This is a genomic window from Streptomyces sp. NBC_01669, from assembly GCF_026339735.1.
Taxonomy (GTDB): domain Bacteria; phylum Actinomycetota; class Actinomycetes; order Streptomycetales; family Streptomycetaceae; genus Streptomyces; species Streptomyces yanii.
The window spans coordinates 2,707,032-2,728,322 of record NZ_JAPEQG010000001.1 but is presented as its reverse complement, the minus strand read 5'-3'; the positions used below and the strand labels follow the sequence as shown (position 1 = coordinate 2,728,322).

General features: G+C 69.6%; 12 protein-coding genes. 9 read left to right on the top strand and 3 right to left on the bottom strand.

From position 1 onward, the window contains the following. The first annotated feature begins 339 nt into the window (after positions 1-339). The 9 genes from OG972_RS11865 (at position 340) to OG972_RS11825 (ending at position 14,865) form a co-directional block, all read left to right on the top strand. Positions 340-5,769, top strand: a complete 5,430-nt coding sequence (locus tag OG972_RS11865) for a HAMP domain-containing protein (RefSeq protein WP_266980851.1) — start codon at positions 340-342, stop codon at positions 5,767-5,769. 244 nt (positions 5,770-6,013) lie between these two features. Further along, on the top strand, positions 6,014-6,691 hold the full coding sequence (locus OG972_RS11860) for a two-component system response regulator (RefSeq protein ID WP_266980848.1): 678 nt from the start codon (positions 6,014-6,016) through the stop codon (positions 6,689-6,691). A gap of 168 nt (positions 6,692-6,859) precedes the next feature. After that, positions 6,860-9,622 (top strand): DNA translocase FtsK, encoded by a 2,763-nt coding sequence (locus tag OG972_RS11855; protein ID WP_266980846.1) that lies wholly within the window; start codon positions 6,860-6,862, stop codon positions 9,620-9,622. 204 nt (positions 9,623-9,826) lie between these two features. Next, positions 9,827-10,624, top strand: a complete 798-nt coding sequence (locus tag OG972_RS11850; RefSeq protein WP_266980844.1) for a helix-turn-helix domain-containing protein — start codon at positions 9,827-9,829, stop codon at positions 10,622-10,624. 123 nt (positions 10,625-10,747) lie between these two features. Then, positions 10,748-12,226, top strand: coding sequence for a 30S ribosomal protein S12 methylthiotransferase RimO (gene rimO / locus OG972_RS11845; RefSeq protein ID WP_266980842.1), 1,479 nt, complete (start codon positions 10,748-10,750; stop codon positions 12,224-12,226). Beyond that, positions 12,223-12,927, top strand: a complete 705-nt coding sequence (gene pgsA / locus OG972_RS11840; protein ID WP_266980840.1) for a CDP-diacylglycerol--glycerol-3-phosphate 3-phosphatidyltransferase — start codon at positions 12,223-12,225, stop codon at positions 12,925-12,927. Before rimO ends, pgsA begins: the two co-directional genes overlap by 4 nt. After that, positions 12,924-13,433, top strand: coding sequence for a CinA family protein (locus OG972_RS11835; protein WP_266980839.1), 510 nt, complete (start codon positions 12,924-12,926; stop codon positions 13,431-13,433). Before pgsA ends, OG972_RS11835 begins: the two co-directional genes overlap by 4 nt. A 109-nt stretch (positions 13,434-13,542) precedes the next feature. Next, complete coding sequence (locus OG972_RS11830) at positions 13,543-13,926, top strand: helix-turn-helix domain-containing protein (protein ID WP_018105285.1); 384 nt, start codon at positions 13,543-13,545, stop codon at positions 13,924-13,926. 624 nt (positions 13,927-14,550) lie between these two features. Next, complete coding sequence (locus OG972_RS11825) at positions 14,551-14,865, top strand: hypothetical protein (protein WP_266980838.1); 315 nt, start codon at positions 14,551-14,553, stop codon at positions 14,863-14,865. Here the strand turns inward: OG972_RS11825 and OG972_RS11820 are convergent. From OG972_RS11820 to OG972_RS11810, 3 genes are all read right to left on the bottom strand, one after another. Then, entirely contained in the window at positions 14,813-15,577 is a 765-nt protein-coding gene (locus tag OG972_RS11820) for an SDR family NAD(P)-dependent oxidoreductase (RefSeq protein WP_266980837.1), read from the bottom strand. The genes OG972_RS11825 and OG972_RS11820 overlap by 53 nt on opposite strands. Before the next feature lie 36 nt (positions 15,578-15,613). After that, positions 15,614-16,414: a DNA-formamidopyrimidine glycosylase family protein gene (locus tag OG972_RS11815; protein ID WP_266980835.1), complete on the bottom strand. Its 801-nt coding sequence runs from the start codon at positions 16,412-16,414 to the stop codon at positions 15,614-15,616. A gap of 87 nt (positions 16,415-16,501) precedes the next feature. Continuing rightward, positions 16,502-21,157 carry a DEAD/DEAH box helicase gene (locus tag OG972_RS11810; RefSeq protein WP_266980833.1) on the bottom strand — a complete coding sequence of 1,552 codons (4,656 nt, stop codon included), beginning with the start codon at positions 21,155-21,157 and terminating at the stop codon, positions 16,502-16,504. Positions 21,158-21,291 lie beyond the last annotated feature (134 nt).

The following is a 21,291-nucleotide window of genomic DNA, read 5'->3' as shown; positions in this document are numbered from 1 at the left end:
GGCTAGACGCTCGCTCTCGGTATCGGGTACACGAGGGCCGACTTCGGGCAAGCGCGACCAGGAAACGATGTCCGGTCGGACAAGTGTGGTCTTCCCAACGGAGGGATGTGGGACAACCGTTGGAGGTTCCACCTCGATCAGTTCCGGCCTGGTAGCTTTCAACGATTTGACGTCCGCATGGTCACCCGTCGACGGTGGACTGTGGCGGTGAGCCAATGTGGAACTGGGCAAGATCCCAGGCAAGGCCCGAGCGATACGGTCAACCCCTGCGGGAGGGACACGGTGGAGTCTGGCGTGGCGGCGCGGGGATCAGAAACGCGCACAAAAGGCGGACAGTCCGTGAAGAAACAGCGCAATGGAACCATCGAAGTGGACGCCGCGGCGCTCAACAGACTGCTGGCCGGCCTGGTGGCGATGCGCGACGGGAATTTCCGCAGGCGTCTGACCGTCTCGGGCGAGGGGCCGATGGCGGAGATCTCGGCGGTCTTCAACGAGGTCGCCGACCGCAATCTCCACCTCACCGGCGAGCTGGCCCGGGTACGTCGCGTGGTCGGGCGCGAGGGGAAACTCACCGAGCGCTTGGAGACCGGGGCCTGCGAGGGCTCCTGGGCCGCGGCCATCGATGCCTCGAACGAGCTGGTCGACGACCTGGCGCGGCCGGTCTCGGAGGTCGGGCGGGTGCTGTCGGCGGTGGCCGACGGTGATCTGGAACAGCGGATGGAGCTCCGGTCGCACACGGCCGACGAGACCGTGCGACCGCTGCGCGGCGAGTTCCTGAAGGTGGCCCGTACGGTCAACAACCTGGTCGACCAGCTGTCGGCATTCACCGAGCAGGTGACGCGGGTCGCGGTCGAGGTGGGTACCGAGGGCAAGCTGGGCGGACAGGCCCAGGTGCGAGGAATGTCCGGTTCCTGGAAGGACCTCACGGACTCCGTCAACACCATGGCGTATCGGCTGACCGCGCAGGTGCGGGACATCGCCCTGGTGACGACGGCGGTCGCCAAGGGCGATCTGTCGCGGAAGGTCACCGTCCATGTGGCCGGCGAGATGCTGCAGCTGAAGAACACCGTCAACACGATGGTCGACCAGCTGTCCTCGTTCTCCTCCGAGGTGACCCGGGTCGCCCGTGAGGTGGGCACGGAGGGTGAGCTCGGCGGGCAGGCGACGGTGCCCGGTGTGGCCGGCGTGTGGAAGGACCTCACCGACTCCGTCAACACGATGGCCGGGAACCTCACCTCCCAGGTGCGTGGGATCGCCGAGGTGACGACGGCGGTCGCCAGTGGCGACCTGTCGCAGAAGGTCACCGTGAGCGCCCGCGGCGAGGTGGCGCAGCTCGCCGAGACGATCAACCAGATGACCGAGACGCTGCGGACCTTCGCGGACGAAGTGACGCGGGTGGCCAGCGAGGTCGGTGGCGAGGGTCTGCTCGGCGGTCAGGCGCAGGTGCCGGGTGCGGCGGGCACCTGGAAGGACCTCACCGACTCGGTGAACACCGTCTTCCGGAACCTGACGACGCAGGTGCGGGACATCGCACAGGTGACCACGGCGGTGGCCAGCGGTGACATGACGCAGAAGGTCACCGTGGATGTGGCCGGCGAGATGCTGGAGCTGAAGAACACCGTCAACACGATGGTGGACCAGCTCCAGTCCTTCGGTTCGGAAGTAACCCGGGTCGCGCGGGAGGTCGGTGTCGAGGGCCGGCTGGGCGGTCAGGCCGAGGTGCCGGGTGCGGCGGGTACGTGGAAGGACCTCACGGACTCGGTGAACACGGCGTTCCGGAACCTGACGGGTCAGGTGCGGGACATCGCGCAGGTGACGACCGCGGTCGCGAACGGTGATCTGTCGCAGAAGGTCACCGTGGATGTGGCCGGCGAGATGCTGGAGCTGAAGAACACCGTCAACACGATGGTGGCGCAGCTGTCGTCCTTCGCCGACCAGGTGACCCGGATGGCGCGGGACGTGGGCACGGAGGGCCGCCTCGGCGGTCAGGCGCGGGTCGACGGCGTCTCCGGTACCTGGAAGGAGCTCACCGACTCCGTCAACTTCATGGCCGGGAACCTGACCTCCCAGGTGCGTCAGATCGCGCAGGTGACCACGGCGGTCGCCCGGGGCGATCTGTCGCAGAAGATCGACGTGGACGCCCGCGGCGAGATCCTCGAACTGAAGAACACCATCAACACGATGGTGGACCAGCTCTCCGCCTTCGCCGAGCAGGTGACCCGGGTGGCCCGCGAGGTGGGCACCGACGGGCGGCTCGGCGGCCAGGCGCAGGTCCCCGGCGTGGCCGGGGTGTGGCGCGATCTGACCGACTCGGTGAACGGCATGGCGGGGAACCTCACCGCTCAGGTCCGTAACATCGCACAGGTCGCCACCGCGGTGGCGCGCGGTGACCTGTCGCAGAAGATCGACGTCGACGCGCGCGGCGAGATCCTGGAGCTGAAGAACACCCTCAACACGATGGTGGACCAGCTCTCGAACTTCGCCGAGCAGGTGACCCGGGTCGCCCGTGAGGTGGGTACGGAAGGCATCCTGGGCGGCCAGGCCGAGGTGCAGGGCGTGTCCGGTACGTGGAAGGACCTCACCCAGTCCGTCAACGGCATGGCGAACAACCTGACCTTGCAGGTCCGCAACATCGCCGAGGTCACCACCGCGGTCGCCAAGGGCGATCTCTCCAAGAAGATCACCGTCGACGCCAAGGGCGAGATCCTCGAACTGGTGACGACCGTCAACACGATGGTCGACCAGCTGCTCAACTTCGCCGACGAGGTGACGCGAGTCGCCCGTGAGGTGGGTACCGAGGGCATCCTGGGCGGTCAGGCGCGTGTGCGCGGGGCGACCGGCATCTGGAAGGACCTCAGCGACAACGTCAACCTGATGGCCAACAACCTGACCAGCCAGGTGCGGAACATCTCCCGGGTCTCGTCCGCGGTCGCCAACGGCGATCTGACCAAGAAGGTCACCGTCGAGGCGCGCGGCGAGGTCGCCGAGCTCGCCGACACCGTCAACACGATGGTGACGACGCTGTCCTCGTTCGCCGACGAGGTGACGCGAGTCGCCCGCGAGGTGGGTACCGAGGGCGAGCTGGGCGGTCAGGCGCGGGTGCCGGGCGTCTCCGGCACGTGGAAGGACCTCACCGAGTCGGTGAACTCGATGGCGTCCAACCTGACCGGTCAGGTGCGCCAGATCGCCACGGTCACCACCGCCATCGCCAAGGGCGATCTGACCAAGAAGATCGACATCGACGCGCGCGGTGAGATCCAGGAGCTGAAGAACACCATCAACACGATGGTGGACCAGCTGTCGTCCTTCGCCGAGCAGGTGACCCGGGTGGCCCGTGAGGTGGGCACCGAGGGTCAGTTGGGCGGCCAGGCGCGGGTCCGGGACGTCGACGGAACCTGGCGCGATCTCACCGAGTCCGTCAACGAGATGGCCGGGAACCTGACCCGTCAGGTGCGGGCCATCGCGGCTGTCGCCACCGCGGTGACCCGTGGCGATCTCAACCTCAAGATCGATGTGGACGCGGCCGGTGAGATCCAGGCCCTGCAGGACAACATCAACACGATGATCGCCAACCTGCGCGACACCACGGCCACCAACAAGGAGCAGGACTGGCTCAAGGGCAACCTCGCCCGGATCTCCGGTCTGATGCAGGGACGCCGTGATCTCGACGACGTCGCCTCGCTGATCATGAGCGAGCTGACCCCGGTCGTCTCGGCGCAGCACGGGGCGTTCTTCCTGGCCATGCCCACCGGTGACACCGATGCGGTGGTGGCGGACGCGGACCGGGAGGGTACGTACGTACTCCGCATGCGGGGCAGCTACGGCTACTCCGCCGGCTCGATGCCGACGTCCTTCCGGCCCGGCGAAACGCTGATCGGCACGGCGGCGGAGGAGAAGCGGACGATCCAGGTGGACAACGTGCCGCCGGGCTATCTGAAGATCTCCTCGGGCCTGGGCGAGGCACCGCCGGCGCATGTGATCGTGCTGCCGGTGCTCTTCGAGGGGCAGGTCCTCGGCGTGATCGAACTGGCCTCGTTCCAGCCGTTCACCCACATCCAGCGGGACTTCCTCAACCAGCTCGCCGAGATGATCGCGACCAGCGTCAACACGATCAGCGTCAACACCAAGACGGAGAAGCTCCTGGAGCAGTCGCAGGAGCTGACCGAGCAGCTGCGCGACCGCTCGGAGGAGCTGGAGAACCGGCAGAAGGCGCTCCAGGCATCCAACGCCGAACTGGAGGAGAAGGCCGAACTGCTGGCCCAGCAGAACCGCGACATCGAGGTGAAGAACACCGAGATCGAGGAGGCGCGGCAGGTCCTGGAGGAGCGGGCCGAGCAGCTCGCGGTCTCGATGCGCTACAAGTCCGAGTTCCTGGCGAACATGTCGCACGAGCTGCGCACGCCGCTCAACTCGCTGCTCATCCTCGCCAAGCTGCTCGCGGACAACGCCGAGGGAAATCTCTCCCCGAAGCAGGTGGAGTTCGCCGAGACGATCCACGGCGCAGGTTCCGACCTGCTGCAGCTGATCAACGACATCCTCGATCTGTCGAAGGTCGAGGCGGGCAAGATGGATGTCAGTCCGACCCGGATCGCACTGGTCCAGCTGGTCGACTACGTGGAGGCGACCTTCCGGCCGCTCACCGCCGAGAAGGGGCTCGACTTCTCCGTACGGGTGTCGCCGGAGCTTCCCGCCACTCTGCACACGGACGAGCAGCGGCTCCTCCAGGTGCTGCGGAACCTCCTTTCCAACGCGGTGAAGTTCACCGACAGCGGCGCCGTCGAGCTGGTGATCCGGCCTGCCGGCGCGGATGTGCCGAACGCCATTCGCGAGCAGCTCCTGGAAGCGGGTTCGCTGCGCGACGCCGACGCCGATCTGATCGCGTTCTCGGTCACCGACACCGGGATCGGGATCGCGTCCAGCAAGATGTTGGTGATCTTCGAGGCGTTCAAGCAGGCGGACGGTACGACCAGTCGCAAGTACGGCGGTACGGGGCTCGGGCTGTCCATCAGCCGGGAGATCGCGCGGCTGCTGGGTGGCGAGATCCATGCGTCGAGCGAGCCGGGCCGCGGCTCGACCTTCACGCTGTATCTGCCGCTGCACCTCAGCGAGCTGCCGGCGCAGGGCTACCCGCAGATCGGCCCCGGTTCCATCGAGGCGCACGGTGCGGCGGCCGGGAACGGCCTGGTCCCGGAGGCGGGTTCGGGGACGGCGCTGCACGACGCGGCCGGTTCCGCGGGGCTGTTCCGGCGGCGTCGCAAGGCGCTCGGCGGAGCGGAGCGGCGGACCGTGCTGCCGCCCAGGAGCGCCGGGCACACCGAGCCGGCCGCACCGGCTCAGGAGTTGTTGACCCAGTCCGGCCAGGAGGAGCCCGAGGTCCGCAGGGTCTTCCGGTTCAACGGCGAGAAGGTCCTCATCGTCGACGACGACATCCGTAACGTCTTCGCGCTCACCAGCGTGCTGGAGCAGCACGGGCTCTCGGTGCTGTATGCGGAGAACGGGCGCGAGGGCATCGAAGTCCTGGAACAGCACGACGATGTGACGGTCGTGCTGATGGACATCATGATGCCGGAGATGGACGGCTACGCGACGACGACGGCGATCCGCAGGATGCCGCAGTTCGCCGGGCTGCCCATCATCGCGCTGACCGCTAAGGCCATGAAGGGCGACCGGGAGAAGGCGATCGACTCCGGTGCTTCCGACTATGTCACCAAGCCTGCCGATCCTGATCATCTGCTCTCCGTTATGGAGCAGTGGATGCGCGGAGAGTGATCACCTCTGGAGCGAATCCCGATAAGTTCCTGATCGACTGTGCTCGAAGGGGTGTGAGAACGCGGTGGGCGGGGAACCTTCTGGTCTCCCACCGCGTTTCCGGTACGTGCACAGTGACATCGCGGTGACAGGGTGTGGTGACGGGCGGGGTGCGGCTACCATGACCGGCACAAGGACGGACGGCGCAAGGGAGTCGTCCCCTGGGGCGGCGCCCGGTGCAATTCCGGGGCGAGGAGGACGGGCCATGGTGCAGAAGGCCAAGATCCTCCTGGTCGATGACCGGCCGGAGAATCTGCTGGCGCTGGAGGCCATCCTCTCTGCGCTCGATCAGACGCTGGTACGGGCATCGTCAGGGGAGGAAGCGCTCAAAGCGCTGCTCACGGACGATTTCGCGGTCATTCTGCTGGACGTCCAGATGCCGGGCATGGACGGTTTCGAGACCGCCGCGCACATCAAGCGGCGGGAGCGGACCCGGGACATCCCGATCATCTTCCTCACCGCGATCAACCATGGTCCGCATCACACCTTCCGGGGTTACGCGGCCGGCGCGGTGGACTACATCTCGAAGCCGTTCGATCCCTGGGTGCTGCGCGCCAAGGTCTCGGTCTTCGTCGAGCTGTACATGAAGAACTGCCAGTTGCGTGAGCAGGCGGCGCTGTTGCGACTGCAGCTGGAGGGTGGCGGCCACCCCGGCGCCGACCAGGAGAAGGAGCCCGCCGGACTGCTGGCCGAGCTCTCGGCGCGCCTCGCGGCCGTCGAGGAGCAGGCGGAGGCGCTCTCCAAGCAGCTCGACGACGAGTCGGCGGACGCCGCCGCGGTGGCCACCGCGGCCCATCTCGAACGGAAACTGACCGGACTGCGGCGCGCGCTCGATGCGCTGGAGCCCGGCACCGGAAGCGGCACGGCCGCGCTTCCCTCGTAACGCCGCCGCTCACCGAACCCGCCCCCGGCCGGGAACCGGGTTCGGGGACGGCCGCTCGATCCGCCCCTGGTGAGGGCACGTCAGTTTCCGGCCTCTGCAGGGCGACACGGTTGGGTGAACCAAGAGGGGCACGTGTTCGCGGCGGCCAACACCGGTAACCTCGGCACCATGGCCTCACGTACGTCCGGCAAGGGTTCCCAGGGCACGGCGGGCACCGCGAAGCGTTCCGGCCGTACCGGGGGCCCGGCGAAGAAAGCCGCGCCCGCGAAGAAGACCGCACCCGCGAAGAAGGCTCCGGCCAAGAAGGCGGTGGCGAAGAAGGCGGCTGCGCCCAGGCCCGCACCGTCTCCCACCGGGGGTGTGTACCGGCTGGTGCGCGCCGTCTGGCTCGGTGCGGCCCACGCCGTCGGTGCCATGTTCCGCGGTATAGGGCGCGGTGCCAAGGGACTCGATCCCGCACATCGCAAGGACGGCGTCGCGCTGCTGCTGCTCGGTCTCGCGCTGGTCGTGGCCGCGGGCACCTGGTCGAATCTGCGGGGTCCCGTCGGCGACCTCGTCGAGATGCTCGTCACCGGTGCCTTCGGGCGCCTCGATCTGCTCGTACCCATACTGCTCGGCGCCATCGCCGTACGGCTGATCCTCTACCCCGAGAAGCCCGAGGCCAACGGCCGCATCGTCATCGGGCTCTCCGCCCTGGTCATCGGCGTGCTCGGGCAGGTCCACATCGCGTGCGGTTCGCCCGGCCGCGGGGACGGCACCGAGGCGATGCAGGACGCCGGGGGACTCATCGGCTGGGCCGCCTCCAAGCCGCTGGTCTTCACCATGGGCGAGGTCCTCGCCGTGCCGCTGCTCCTTCTTCTCACTGTCTTCGGTCTGCTCGTCGTCACCGCGACCCCGGTGAACGCGATTCCGCAGCGGCTGCGGCTGCTCGGCTCCAAGCTGGGGATCGTCGACCCGGTGTACGACCCCGAGGCGGAGGGCGAGAGCGACGACGAGCGGTACGACGAGCAGTGGCGCGAGGCGCTTCCCGCCCGCTCGCGGCGCTCGTCCGTACGCCGTTCCGAGGCGCCCGAGGTGTACGCCCCCGAGGAGGCGGAGGCCGAGGCACTCTCCAAGCGCCGCAGGCCGCGCAGGCCGTCCGTGCAACCCGCGATGAACCGCACCATGGACGCGGTGGATGTCGCCGCGGCCGCGGCCGCGGCGCTCGACGGCGCGGTGCTCAACGGCATGCCGCCCTCGGCGGTCGTCGCCGACCTCACCCAGGGCGTCTCCGTCGAGCGTGACCGCGAGCGCTCGGGAACCCCGGTGCCCGGTGCCCGTGAGGCCGAGTCGGGCACCGGGGCGGGGAAGGGCGCGGTGACCTCCGGCGGCGTACCCGATCTGACGAAGCCCGCCCCCGATCCGTCGCAGTCCCAGCCTCTGCCGGCCCGCGCCGAGCAGTTGCAGCTCTCCGGAGACATCACGTACGCGCTGCCCTCGCTCGATCTGCTGGAACGCGGCGGTCCGGGCAAGACCCGGAGTGCTGCCAACGACGCGATCGTCGCCTCCCTGACCAACGTCTTCACCGAGTTCAAGGTCGACGCCGCCGTCACCGGCTTCACCCGCGGACCGACGGTGACGCGGTACGAGGTGGAGCTCGGCCCGGCCGTGAAGGTCGAGCGGATCACCGCGCTGGCCAAGAACATCGCGTACGCCGTCGCCAGCCCCGACGTCCGGATCATCTCGCCGATCCCGGGGAAGTCCGCCGTCGGCATCGAGATCCCCAACACCGACCGGGAGATGGTCAACCTCGGCGATGTGCTGCGCCTCGCGGACGCGGCCGAGGACGACCACCCGATGCTGGTCGCGCTCGGCAAGGACGTCGAGGGCGGCTATGTGATGGCCAACCTCGCGAAGATGCCGCACGTGCTGGTGGCCGGTGCGACCGGTTCCGGCAAGTCGTCCTGCATCAACTGCCTGATCACGTCGGTCATGGTGCGGGCGACCCCGGACGACGTGCGGATGGTGCTGGTCGACCCCAAGCGCGTCGAACTGACCGCCTACGAGGGCATCCCGCACCTGATCACGCCGATCATCACCAACCCGAAGCGAGCCGCCGAGGCTCTGCAATGGGTCGTACGGGAGATGGACCTCCGGTACGACGACCTCGCCGCGTTCGGTTACCGGCACATCGACGACTTCAACCAGGCCGTGCGCAACGGCAAGGTCAAGCCGCCGGAAGGCAGCGAGCGCGAGCTCTCGCCGTACCCGTATCTCCTGGTGATCGTCGACGAGCTCGCCGACCTGATGATGGTCGCTCCACGTGACGTCGAGGACGCCATCGTCCGCATCACCCAGCTGGCGCGCGCCGCCGGTATCCACCTGGTGCTCGCGACCCAGCGGCCCTCGGTCGACGTCGTCACCGGTCTGATCAAGGCGAACGTGCCCTCCCGGCTCGCCTTCGCGACCTCGTCGCTCGCGGACAGCCGCGTGATCCTGGACCAACCCGGCGCCGAGAAGCTCATCGGAAAGGGTGACGGACTGTTCCTACCGATGGGTGCCAACAAGCCCACCCGCATGCAGGGCGCCTTCGTCACCGAGGGCGAGGTCGCGGCCATCGTCCAGCACTGCAAGGATCAGATGGCGCCGGTCTTCCGCGAGGACGTGGTGGTCGGCTCCGCCAAGAAGAAGGAGATCGACGAGGACATCGGCGACGACCTCGATCTGCTCTGTCAGGCAGCCGAACTGGTCGTCTCCACCCAGTTCGGGTCCACCTCGATGCTCCAGCGCAAGCTGCGGGTCGGCTTCGCCAAGGCAGGCCGGCTGATGGACCTGATGGAGTCGCGCAACATCGTCGGACCGAGCGAGGGGTCCAAAGCGCGTGACGTCATGGTGAAACCGGACGAGCTGGACGGGGTGTTGGCCCAGATCCGCGGGGAAACCGCTTCGTAAGGGTGGGAAGAGCAACCGTTTCGTCGGGTCGTACGTCAATTTGACTGGAGGGACAGCAGAATGTACTTCCACGGGGCGGTCCGGTGAATAGGACAGTGTTCGAATCTGATGGCGTACAAAGTCCTCCCTCCCGGTTGCCCCACCCTTTCGTACCACCCCTAGACTGAACACCCAGCAGGTGGCTCACGCTCGAAAGGCGCCCCCGTGTCCATCGGCAACTCCCCCGAAGACGACCGGCCTTCGATCGGTCGAGTGCTCCAGCAGGCTCGAATCGCCGCAGGTCTCACGGTCGAAGAGGTCAGCTCGTCCACCCGGGTGCGCATCCCCATCGTGCACGCGATCGAAGAGGACGACTTCACCCGCTGCGGCGGCGACGTGTACGCCCGCGGCCATATCGGTACGTTGGCGCGTGCCGTCGGCATCGATCCGGAACCGCTGGTTTCGCAGTACGACGGCGAGCACGGCGGCCGTCCCGCGCCCACACCGGCGGCGCCGCTGTTCGAAGCCGAACGGATCCGTTCCGATCCCCGTCGGCCGAACTGGACCGCGGCCATGGTCGCGGCGATCGTCGTCGTCATCGGCTTCGTCGGCTTCACCTTCTTCAAGGGTGGCGACGACGGCGGTACGACCACCCGGGTCGCGGAGGGCTCGACACCCAACACGACCAGTCCCAAGCCCACCAAGAAGACCACCGACCCCAAGCCCGTACCCTCCGACAGCGCCATCGCGGCGGCCCCGCGGGACAAGGTGACGGTCAAGCTCAGCGCCACCGCGGGCAAGAGCTGGATCTCCGCCAAGGACCACAACGGGCGGATGCTCTTCGACGGTCTGCTGCAGAAGGGCGAGTCCAAGACCTTCCAGGACAAGGAGCGCGTCGACCTCGTCCTCGGGGACGCCGGTTCGATCGAGCTCTTCGTCAACGGCAAGAAGGTCGAGGACAAGTTCAAGCCGGGTCAGGTCGAACGGCTCACGTACACGAAGGGCGACCCCGAGGTCGGCTGACCGACAGCACGTTGTGACACGAGCGCCCGGCCGTCCAGCCGGGCGCTCGACCCGTTGTTACTCGCTGTCACAGGGGAACCCTGCTCGGCGGGGCCAGTGCCAGGACAAAGTAGTCTTGAGCCCATGCCCGAACGCCGTACCGTCGCCCTTGTCACTCTTGGCTGCGCCCGTAACGAGGTGGACTCGGAGGAGCTCGCAGGCCGCTTGGCAGCGGACGGCTGGGAGCTCGTCGAGGATGCCTCCGACGCGGATGTCGCCGTCGTCAACACCTGTGGGTTCGTCGAGGCCGCCAAGAAGGACTCCGTCGACGCACTCCTCGAAGCCAACGATCTGAAGGACCACGGCCGGACCCAGGCCGTGGTCGCCGTCGGCTGCATGGCCGAGCGCTACGGCAAGGACCTTGCCGAAGCCCTGCCGGAAGCCGACGGAGTCCTCGGATTCGACGACTACGCCGATATCTCCGACCGCCTCCAGACCATCCTCAACGGGGGCATCCACGCTTCCCACACCCCGCGTGACCGGCGCAAGCTGCTGCCGATCAGCCCGGCCGAGCGGCAGGACGCCGCCGTCGCGCTGCCCGGACACGCGCAGGAAGCCGCCCCGGCCCCCGCGGACCTCCCCGACGGGGTCGCTCCGGTCTCCGGGCCGCGCGCCCCGCTGCGCCGCCGGCTGGGCACCAGCCCGGTCGCCTCGGTGAAGCTCGCCTCCGGCTGCGACCGCCGCTGCTCGTTCTGCGCCATTCCGTCCTTCCGCGGTTCCTTCATCTCGCGGCGCCCCTCGGACGTGCTGCAGGAGACCCGCTGGCTGGCCGAGCAGGGCGTCAAGGAGGTCATGCTGGTCTCCGAGAACAACACCTCGTACGGCAAGGACCTCGGCGACATCCGGCTGCTGGAGACACTGCTGCCTGAGCTCGCCGACGTCGACGGGATCGAGCGGATCCGGGTCAGCTACCTGCAGCCCGCCGAAATGCGGCCCGGTCTGATCGACGTACTGACCTCGACGCCGAAGGTCGCCCCGTACTTCGACCTCTCCTTCCAGCACTCCGCCCCCGGTGTGCTGCGGGCGATGCGCCGCTTCGGTGACACCGACCGCTTCCTGGAGCTCCTGGAGACCATCCGGAGCAAGGCGCCGCAGGCCGGTGCGCGGTCGAACTTCATCGTGGGCTTCCCCGGGGAGACCGAGGCGGACCTCGCCGAGCTGGAACGCTTCCTCACAGGCGCGCGGCTCGACGCGATCGGCGTCTTCGGTTATTCCGACGAGGAGGGCACCGAGGCCGTCGGTTACGACAACAAGCTGGACCCCGACGTCATCGCGGAGCGGCTCGCGCACATCTCACAGCTGGCCGAGGAGCTGACCTCGCAGCGCGCCGAGGAGCGGCTCGGGGAGTCCCTGCAGGTGCTGGTCGAGTCCGTCGACCCCACCGAGGACGAGCCGCGCGCGGTGGGGCGTGCTGCGCACCAGGCACCCGAAACGGACGGCCAGGTGCTCTTCACCGCACGCGAGGGTCTGGTGCCGGGCCGTATGGTCGAGGCAAAGGTGGTGGGCACCGAAGGAGTGGACCTGGTGGCTGAGTGTTCCGAGCTTTCGGAGGCAGCCAGATGACGGGAGTCCCGGCATCCGCGCCAGGCGGTTCCGGCGCGAAGCCGGTCCGTGGCGGCAAGCTGGGCGCTGCGGCCGTCAACCAGGCCAGCCTGTGGAACATCGCCAATTTCCTCACCATGGCGCGGCTGCTGCTGGTACCGGGTTTCGTCGTGCTGCTGCTTCACAACGGCGGCTACGACCCCGCCTGGCGGTCCTTCGCCTGGGCGGCGTTCGCCATCGCCATGATCACCGACCTCTTCGACGGTCATCTGGCGCGTACGTACAACCTGGTCACCGACTTCGGGAAGATCGCCGACCCGATCGCCGACAAGGCGATCATGGGGGCCGCGCTGATCTGCCTGTCGTACCTCGGTGATCTGCCGTGGTGGGTCACCGGAGTGATCCTCTTCCGCGAGATCGGCATCACGCTGATGCGGTTCTGGGTGATCCGGCATGCGGTGATCCCGGCCAGTCGCGGCGGGAAGATGAAGACGCTGGCACAGGGGACAGCCGTCGGGATGTACGTCCTGGCGCTGACCGGCCCGCTCGCCACACTGCGCTTCTGGGTGATGGCGGTGGCCGTCGTGCTGACGGTCGTCACCGGACTCGACTACGTGCGTCAGGCCGTCGTGCTGCGGCGCCAGGGTCTGGCGGCCGAACGGGCCGCAGCGGCGGCTGCCGAGGCGTCCGGGGTCCGTGGCCCGGCGGAGGCCGAGCGGTGACTGCCGCGGCCCGGGTGCTGCAGCAGCTCGTGCGGCGAGGGGAGACCCTCGCCGTCGCCGAGTCGCTGACCGGCGGCCTGGTTGCGGCGGAGCTCACCTCCGTACCCGGTGCCTCGCGCTCCTTCCGCGGGTCCGTGACGGCGTACGCGACGCCCCTGAAGCGGGATGTGCTTGCCGTGGACGGGGCCCTGCTGGCAGCGCGCGGTGCCGTGGATCCCGAGGTCGCCCGGCAGATGGCGATCGGTGTCCGACGGATTCTCGGTGCAGACTGGGGAGTGGCGACCACCGGCGTCGCGGGACCCGATGCGCAGGACGGAAAGCCGGTCGGAACCGTCTATCTCGCCGTGGCGGGGCCGGGCGGCGCGGAGAAAGTGGCCGCGCTGCGGTTGAACGGTGAGCGGGCGGACATCCGTAGAGAGAGCGTACGGAGCCTGCTTGAACTGCTCTCCGGAGAACTCGACGACAATGCGAGCGCACAGGATACGGAACAGAACGGGGGGAATTGATGTTTGCAGCCCTGAGTGAACACGACATCGCTCCCCGCACGGCCGCAGCGCGAGGCGGTACGGTGGGGCGTGAAGGATGCGGCTACGCGGTCCGAGGAGGGAGCCACCGATGATTCTGCTCCGTCGCCTGCTTGGTGACGTGCTGCGTCGGCAGCGCCAGCGCCAAGGCCGTACTCTGCGCGAAGTCTCCTCGTCCGCCCGAGTCTCGCTCGGCTATCTCTCCGAGGTGGAGCGGGGGCAGAAGGAGGCATCCTCCGAGCTGCTCTCCGCCATTTGCGACGCGCTTGACGTACGGATGTCCGAGCTCATGCGTGAAGTGAGCGATGAGCTGTCGCTGGCTGAGCTGGCCGAGTCGGCAGCAGCCAGCGATCCGGTGCCAGTGCCGGTACGCCCGATGCTCAATTCCGTCTCCGTGACGTCGGTGGCAGGTGTGCCGACGGGAAGGGTGACGATCAAGGCACCCGCGGAAGCGGTGGATGTCGTCGCCGCCTGACCCGCGCGGTCCGGTGTGAACCAGAGCCCCGGTCGGCCCCTTCACGGGGGTGGCCGGGGCTCTGGTGTGTGCGGACGCCGCCGCCAGGGACTCGCTCGCGCGCCGGTCAACGAAGCGTGTGTTCTCAGGACGCCCTTCGTCCGAAGCACCGCTTCAGCTCATCCACTTCGTAGAAGTAGCTGCTCTTCGGCACCGGGGCGCAGCCTCGCTTGAACGCGGTCTGCTTCGTGGCCGATGCAGTCGCGGTACGGCCGACAGAGGTGGACGGTGCGTGATCGCAGCATGACGTGCGGCGTGCATCGGGGCAGTCGGAGCGGCCGGCCGATCGTTCACCCTGGGGACCCGGAGGCCGTACCGGAGGTTCTGGATGCGGCTACGGTGGTCCCGGGCGAGACTGCAGAGAGGAACACCACGGTCACCGAGATCGCGCAGTGCCTCAGCGGTATCGGTTCCGGGGTGCTGTTCCATGCGCAGCTCGGGCCGTGAACCTGCGGCAACACGACTGGACGAGCCAGACGGAGAGCGCGTAACGGTGTCCGCCCCGGACATGCGCGCCGGTACTGCGCCGGTGCGCCCTCCCGCTGGGCGATCGGGCCGGACTAGGTTCGGCCGGAGGAGGCAGCCATGGTACGGAGATGGGTGCCCGCGCTCGTTCTCGGCGGGGTGTGGTGGTGGGCCGTGCTCCGGCTGGTCCTTCAGCCGGAGCATGCCGGGCTGGTCGAGGGCGCGGTGACGGCGGGCGGATGGGGGCTCAGCCTCCTGCCCGTCCATGTGGCCGCGAGCGCCCGGTCCACGGGAACGATCAGGGCCCGTGCGGAGACGATCGGTGCCGCCGCGGGCGCGTGGTGCGTGGCCGGGGTGCGCGGTGTCGAGACGGCATGGCGTACTACCAGGGCATGGCGACGCCGCCGTTCGGACGGAGAATCTGACCCGTCATGAAGGCCGAAGCATCGGATGCGAGATGCAGGACCGTGTGGGCGACGTCCTCGGGCTCACCCACCCGGCCGAGCGGGGATATCCGTACCATCGCGCCCTCGGCCCGGTGCTGCTGCTCTGCGTCGTGGCGGGCGGTCATCGGCGTACGGATCCAGCCGGGAGCGACGGCATTGACGCGGATGCCCTGAGGACCCAGCTCGGTCGCCAGGGTCCTGGTCAGCTGGACGACTGCTGCCTTGGCCGCGCTGTAGCAGAGAAGTCCCGGACCTGAGGCGTCGACCGCGCCCGAGGCCATGGTGATCAGCGAGCCGGGTGCGCCGCGCCCGATCATGCTGCGGGCGACCTCCTGGCAGGCGTACAGAACCCCCTTGAAATTGACGGCCATGACGCGGTCGAGGTCCTCGTCAGCCGTCTCCAGAACGCTGCTCGTATGCATGATTCCGGCGACGGCGGCCAGGATGTCGACCTCACCCGCTGCGGCGACCGCGCTCCTGAGTCGACTGCGGTCGGTGACATCGAGGGGATGGGTGTGGGCTTCGCCACCTGCGGCAGTGATCATCTCCCGGGTCTCCAGGAGGCCCTTCTCGTCGAGGTCCGCGCAGTGGACGGTGGCTCCCGCCTCCGCGAGCAGGACGGCGCAGGCTCGGCCGATGCCACCGGCCGCTCCGGTGACGAACGCGGATCGGCCGGTGAGGTCGTACGCGGTGACAGGCATGTCCGGACCGTACGACTGGATCTGACGATGCGTCAACTAGGGTGTGGGGCCTGACTGGCAGCGGGGACACCAGTAGGCGGGGCGGTTGTCCTGTTCCGTCGCGCGAATGGGGGTGCCGCAGCGCAGACACGGGCGGTGTGTCCTGCCGTAGACCCAGAGACGCTCACGGGGGCCGTAGCCGTTGGGCTGTGCTCGGGTGGTCGTGCGGACCGTGCGGTTGCGGTTGGCTTCGAGGAGCTGCTTGGCCGTGGTGACCAGACGGGCGGCGGTGGAGGCGGGCAGCTCACCGACGGGGAGCCAGGGGGTGGCACGCGCGAGGAAGCAGAGCTCGGCCTTGTAGATGTTGCCGATGCCGGCCAGGTTGCGCTGGTCGAGGAGGGCTTCGCCGAGGGGGCGCCCGGGGTCGGCCAGCAGGTTGCGCAGGGCAGTGTCGGGGTCCCAGCCGGGTCCCAGCAGATCGGGCCCGAGGTGGCCGACCGCCTTCTCCTCGTCGGCCGTACGGAGGAGTTCGAGAACGGGGAGCCGGTAGCCGACCGCGGTGTGGTGGGCGGTGGAGAGGACCGCGCGGATCTGGTGGCCCGGGCCGCCGCGCCAGCGCTCGCGCGGAGCGTAGAGGCGCCAGGCGCCGTCCATTCCCAGATGGCTGTGCAGGGTGAGGCCACCCTCGATCCGGGTGAGGAGATGCTTGCCGCGCGGGGTGACGTCGAGGACGGCCCGGCCCGTGAGGTCCGCGGTGGCGAAGCGGGGGACGCGCAGGTCGGAGTGGGTCAGGGCCTGACCGGCCAGCGCGCTGTGCAGACGCTCGGCGGTCTGCAGGACGGTATCTCCTTCGGGCATACCTCCATGATGCGCGGTGCGGGGTGGGCATGCGGGCGGGAATCGGGGGTGCGTGCGGGGCTGTGCGGGCCGAGGTGTGCTGCGGGGTCACGCGCGCAGTCGGAGGCCTCTTGGAGTGGCGTGGAATCCGGCCGTCTCCAGCGTGCGGCCCAGAGGCGAGGTCAGGGACGAGGCGCCGTTGGTGCGCTCCACCGTGACCGTGCCGAGTGCCCCCGCGCGCGCCGCACCGGCCAGCGCCTCGGCGGCCGCCCGGAGCGCGGGGGCCTCCGGGTCGGTCGGCCAAGCGAGCAGCGTCTTGCCGCCGCGCTCCATGTACAGCGTCAGTTCGCCGTCGACCAGGACGACCAGGGCACCTGCCTTGCGCCCCGGTCTGTGTCCGGCGCCGTCCGGCGGTTCCGGCCAGGACAGGGCCGCGCCGTACGCATTGGCCGGGTCGGCGGCCGCGAGAACCAGGGCGCGGGGCGCCGAGCCCGGTTCCGTACGGTCGCGGGCGGTGGAGACCGCACGGAGCCGGTCGACCGCACCGTCCATCGCGAACTGGGCCGCCCCCAGACCCTCGACGACATAACCGCGGCGGGCCTGCCCGTTGTCCTCGAAGGCGGCAAGGATGCGATACGTCGCGGCAAAGCCGCCCTCGACGCCTTCGGCCTGGACCGCGCCTCGGGTCACCACACCGTGCCGGTCGAGGAGGGTGCGGGCCAGGGCGTGGGCGCGGTGCGTGGGATCGGGCTCGGTTCCGGGGAGCAGGGACCAGCGGCCCGAGACGGTGGGCGGACCGGTGCGCGATGCGGGGCGGGCCGTGGCGGTGAGCGAGCCGTAACGGCCGCGCGGGACGCTGCGCTTGGCGCGGTGGGCCGTCGATCCCGCCGTGCGTCCGGAGCCGAGGAGCGAGCGCAGCGGGGCCAGCGTGTCGTTGGTCAGCCGGCCGGACCAGGTCAGGTCCCAGAGAGCGTCGGCGAGTTGCGGATCGGTGCAGTCCGGGTGCGTGGTGGCGCGTACCTGATCGGCGATCTGCCGGAAGAACAGCCCGTATCCGCCGGTCAGTGCGGTGAGGACGGATTCGTGCAGCGCGCTGAGTTCGAGAGGGTGCGAGGGTGGGAGGAGCAGGGGTGCGCTGTCGGCGAGATAGAGGGACAGCCAGCCGTCCTTGCCGGGTAGGGCACCCGCACCGGCCCAGATCACCTCGCCGGTGGTGGTGAGTTCGTCGAGCAGGGCGGGGGTGTATCCCGTGATGCGTCCCGGCAGGATCAGCTTCTCCAGCGCCGACGCGGGGACAGGAGCGCCCTGCAACTGCTCGATGGCGCGGGCCAGTCCGTCGATTCCTCGCAGGCTGTTGTTCCCGAGATGCTGCCACTGCGGAAGGAAGCCGGCGAGCGCGGCGGGCGGGACCGGCTCCAGCTCCTGGCGCAGGGCGGCGAGCGAGCGGCGGCGGAGCCGGCGCAGCACCGTGGCGTCACACCACTCCTGGCCGATGCCGGCGGGGTGGAACTCGCCCTGCACAATCCGGCCGGAGGCGGAAAGCCGCTGCAGCGCGCCGTCCGTGACGGCGGTGCCGAGACCGAAGCGGGCAGCCGCCTGGGTGGAGGTGAACGGGCCGTGCGTGCGGGCGTAGCGGGCGAGGAGATCGCCGAGCGGGTCCTTCACCGGCTCGGTGAACGCCTCCGGGACGCCGACCGGGAGGGCTGTGCCCAGCGCGTCCCGCAGTCGGCCGGCGTCCTCGATCGCCGCCCAGTGGTCGGCTCCGCCGATCCGGACCCGGATGGCCCGGCGGGCCGAGGCGAGCTCCGCGGCCCAGGGCTGCTCGGCGCCGCGCTCGGCCAACTCGGCCTCGGTGAGCGGGCCGAGGACGCGCAGCAGATCGGCGACGCCTTCGATGTCCTTGATCCGGCGATCCTCGGTGAGCCACTGGAGCTCCTGCTGCAGCTCGCCCAGCACGTCGGCGTCGAGCAGCTCGCGCAGTTCCGCCTGGCCGAGAAGCTCGGCGAGGAGATGGGAGTCCAGCGAGAGCGCGGCCGCCCGCCGCTCGGCCAGCGGCGAGTCGCCCTCGTACAGGAACTGTGCGACGTAGCCGAAGAGGAGCGAGCGGGCGAAGGGCGAGGGCTCCTGGGTGGTCACCTCGACCAGGCGGACGCGGCGTGCTTCGAGGTCGCCCATCAGTTCCACGAGTCCGGGGACGTCGAAGACGTCCTGAAGGCATTCGCGGACCGCTTCGAGAACGATCGGGAAGGAGCCGAACTCGGAGGCCACCTGGAGGAGCTGGGCGGCACGCTGGCGCTGCTGCCAGAGCGGGGTGCGCTTGCCGGGGCTGCGACGGGGCAGCAGCAGGGCGCGCGCCGCGCACTCGCGGAAGCGGGAGGCGAACAGGGCCGATCCGCCGACCTGGTCGGTGACGATCTGATTGATCTCGCCCTGGTCGAAGGCGACATCGGCGGCGCCGACCGGCGGCTGGTCGCTGTCGTATGCCACGGCCAACGGGGCAGCCGGTTCCCGGACCGGGTCCTCGGACGGATCGAAATCCAGGAGGTCCAGGCCCATCATGTCGGCGTCGGGGAGCCGCAGCACGATGCCGTCGTCGGCATGCATCACCTGGGCATCCATGCCGTACCGCTCGGCGAGACGCGCACTCAGAGCCAGCGCCCAGGGGGCGTGGACCTGCGCGCCGAAGGGGGAGTGCACGACGACCCGCCAGTCGCCCAGCTCGTCGCGGAAGCGCTCGACGAGGATGGTCCGGTCGTCGGGGACATGGCCGCAGGCGGCGCGCTGCTCGTCGATGTACGACAGGACGTTGTCGGCGGCCCAGGTGTCGAGACCGGCGGCGAGCAGCCGCGACCTGGCGTCCTCGGGCGACAGCCCGCCGATCTCGCGGAGGAAAGCGCCCAGTGCGCGGCCGAGCTCCAGTGGGCGGCCCAGCTGGTCGCCCTTCCAGAACGGCAGCCGTCCCGGAACGCCCGGGGCGGGCGACACCAGTACCCGGTCGCGGGTGATGTCCTCGATCCGCCAGGACGTGGTGCCCAGGGTGAAGACATCGCCGACCCGCGACTCGTACACCATCTCCTCGTCCAGCTCGCCGACCCGGCCGCCGCCCTTCTTGGGGTCGGCCCCGGCGAGGAAGACCCCGAAGAGTCCGCGGTCGGGGATCGTGCCGCCGGAGGTGACGGCGAGCCGCTGGGCGCCGGGGCGGCCCGTGACCGTACCGGCGACGCGGTCCCACACCACACGCGGACGCAGCTCGGCGAAGGCATCGGACGGATATCGGCCCGCCAGCATGTCCAGCACGGCCGTGAAAGCCGACTCCGGGAGCGAGGCGAAGGGGGCCGCGCGGCGGGTCACGGCCAGCAGGTCGTCCACCTGCCAGGTGTCCAGGGCGACCATGGCGACCAGCTGCTGGGCCAGCACGTCCAGCGGGTTCGACGGGATCCGGAGCGCCTCGATCGAGCCGGTGCGCATCCGCTCGGTGACCACCGCCGCCTGCACCAGATCCCCCCGGTACTTCGGGAACACCACTCCGGTGGAGACCGCTCCGACCTGGTGGCCGGCACGGCCGACCCGCTGCAGCCCGGAGGCGACCGAAGGCGGCGACTCCACCTGGATCACCAGATCGACCGCGCCCATGTCGATGCCCAGCTCCAGGCTGGAGGTGGCGACCACGGCGGGCAGCCGGCCCGCCTTGAGGTCCTCCTCGACCTGGGCGCGCTGCTCCTTGGAGACCGAACCGTGGTGGGCACGGGCGAGCAGCGCGGGGGCGCCTTTCGCCGCACCGGACTCGGCCATGATCTCGGCGGGGGAGTGGGCCTCCGGCATCGTCTCGCCGGTGACCCGCTCGTACGCGATCTCGTTGAGCCGGTTGCACAACCGCTCCGCGAGACGGCGGGAGTTGGCGAAGACGATGGTGGAGCGGTGCGCCTGGACGAGATCGGCGATCCGCTCCTCGACATGCGGCCAGATCGACGGCTTGTCCGCCTGGCCCGCCTGGTCCGGGTCCGTGGCGGGGGAACCGCCGAGCTCGCCCAGATCCTCCACCGGCACGACCACCGACAGATCGAACTGTTTGGTGGACGGCGGCTGGACGATCTCCACCTTGCGCTGCGGGGAGAGGAACCGCGCCACCTCGTCGACCGGACGGACCGTCGCCGACAGACCGATCCGCCGCGCGGGACGCGGCAGCAGCTCGTCGAGACGCTCCAGCGATACAGCGAGATGGGCGCCCCGCTTCGTACCGGCGACGGCGTGCACCTCGTCCAGAATCACCGTCTCGATCCCCGACAGGGCCTCGCGCGCCGACGACGTCTGCATCAGGAACAGCGACTCGGGGGTGGTGATCAGGATGTCCGGCGGGCGGGTCGCCATGGAACGGCGCTCGGCGGGCGGGGTGTCGCCCGACCGGATGCCCACCCGCACGTCGGGCTCGGGCAGGCCGAGGCGCACCGATTCCTGGCGGATGCCGGTCAGCGGCGAGCGGAGGTTGCGCTCCACATCGACCGCGAGGGCCTTGAGCGGCGACACGTACAGCACGCGGCAGCGCTTCATCGCCTCGGCGGGCGGCGGAACGGCTGCCAGCCGGTCCAGCGCGGCGAGAAACGCGGCGAGCGTCTTGCCCGACCCGGTGGGCGCGACGACCAGCACGTCCGAGCCCTCGCCGATCGCCCGCCAGGCGCCCTCCTGCGCGGACGTCGGCGCGCTGAAGGCACCCGCGAACCAGCTGCGGGTGGCGGGGGAGAACGCATCCAGAGCAGAGCCGACCATGTCCCCCATCGTGCACCCGACCACTGACAACGGACTGAGGCCGGAGGTGACAAGGGTCGGTTCCAAAGGGTGACGAGGGTCGGTACCGGAGGGTGAGGACGGCAGGTACCGGACGCTGACCACGGCCGGTACCT

What these genes read in the sequence shown, in the direction of transcription:
- OG972_RS11860 (WP_266980848.1), top strand. Translation starts at nt 6,014, where the DNA reads ATGGTGCAGAAGGCCAAGATCCTCCTGGTCGATGACCGGCCGGAGAAT.
- OG972_RS11855 (WP_266980846.1), top strand. Translation starts at nt 6,860, where the DNA reads ATGGCCTCACGTACGTCCGGCAAGGGTTCCCAGGGCACGGCGGGCACC.
- rimO (WP_266980842.1), top strand. Translation starts at nt 10,748, where the DNA reads ATGCCCGAACGCCGTACCGTCGCCCTTGTCACTCTTGGCTGCGCCCGT.
- pgsA (WP_266980840.1), top strand. Translation starts at nt 12,223, where the DNA reads ATGACGGGAGTCCCGGCATCCGCGCCAGGCGGTTCCGGCGCGAAGCCG.
- OG972_RS11830 (WP_018105285.1), top strand. Translation starts at nt 13,543, where the DNA reads ATGATTCTGCTCCGTCGCCTGCTTGGTGACGTGCTGCGTCGGCAGCGC.
- OG972_RS11825 (WP_266980838.1), top strand. Translation starts at nt 14,551, where the DNA reads ATGGTACGGAGATGGGTGCCCGCGCTCGTTCTCGGCGGGGTGTGGTGG.
- OG972_RS11820 (WP_266980837.1), bottom strand. Translation starts at nt 15,577, where the DNA reads ATGCCTGTCACCGCGTACGACCTCACCGGCCGATCCGCGTTCGTCACC.
- OG972_RS11815 (WP_266980835.1), bottom strand. Translation starts at nt 16,414, where the DNA reads ATGCCCGAAGGAGATACCGTCCTGCAGACCGCCGAGCGTCTGCACAGC.
- OG972_RS11810 (WP_266980833.1), bottom strand. Translation starts at nt 21,157, where the DNA reads ATGGTCGGCTCTGCTCTGGATGCGTTCTCCCCCGCCACCCGCAGCTGG.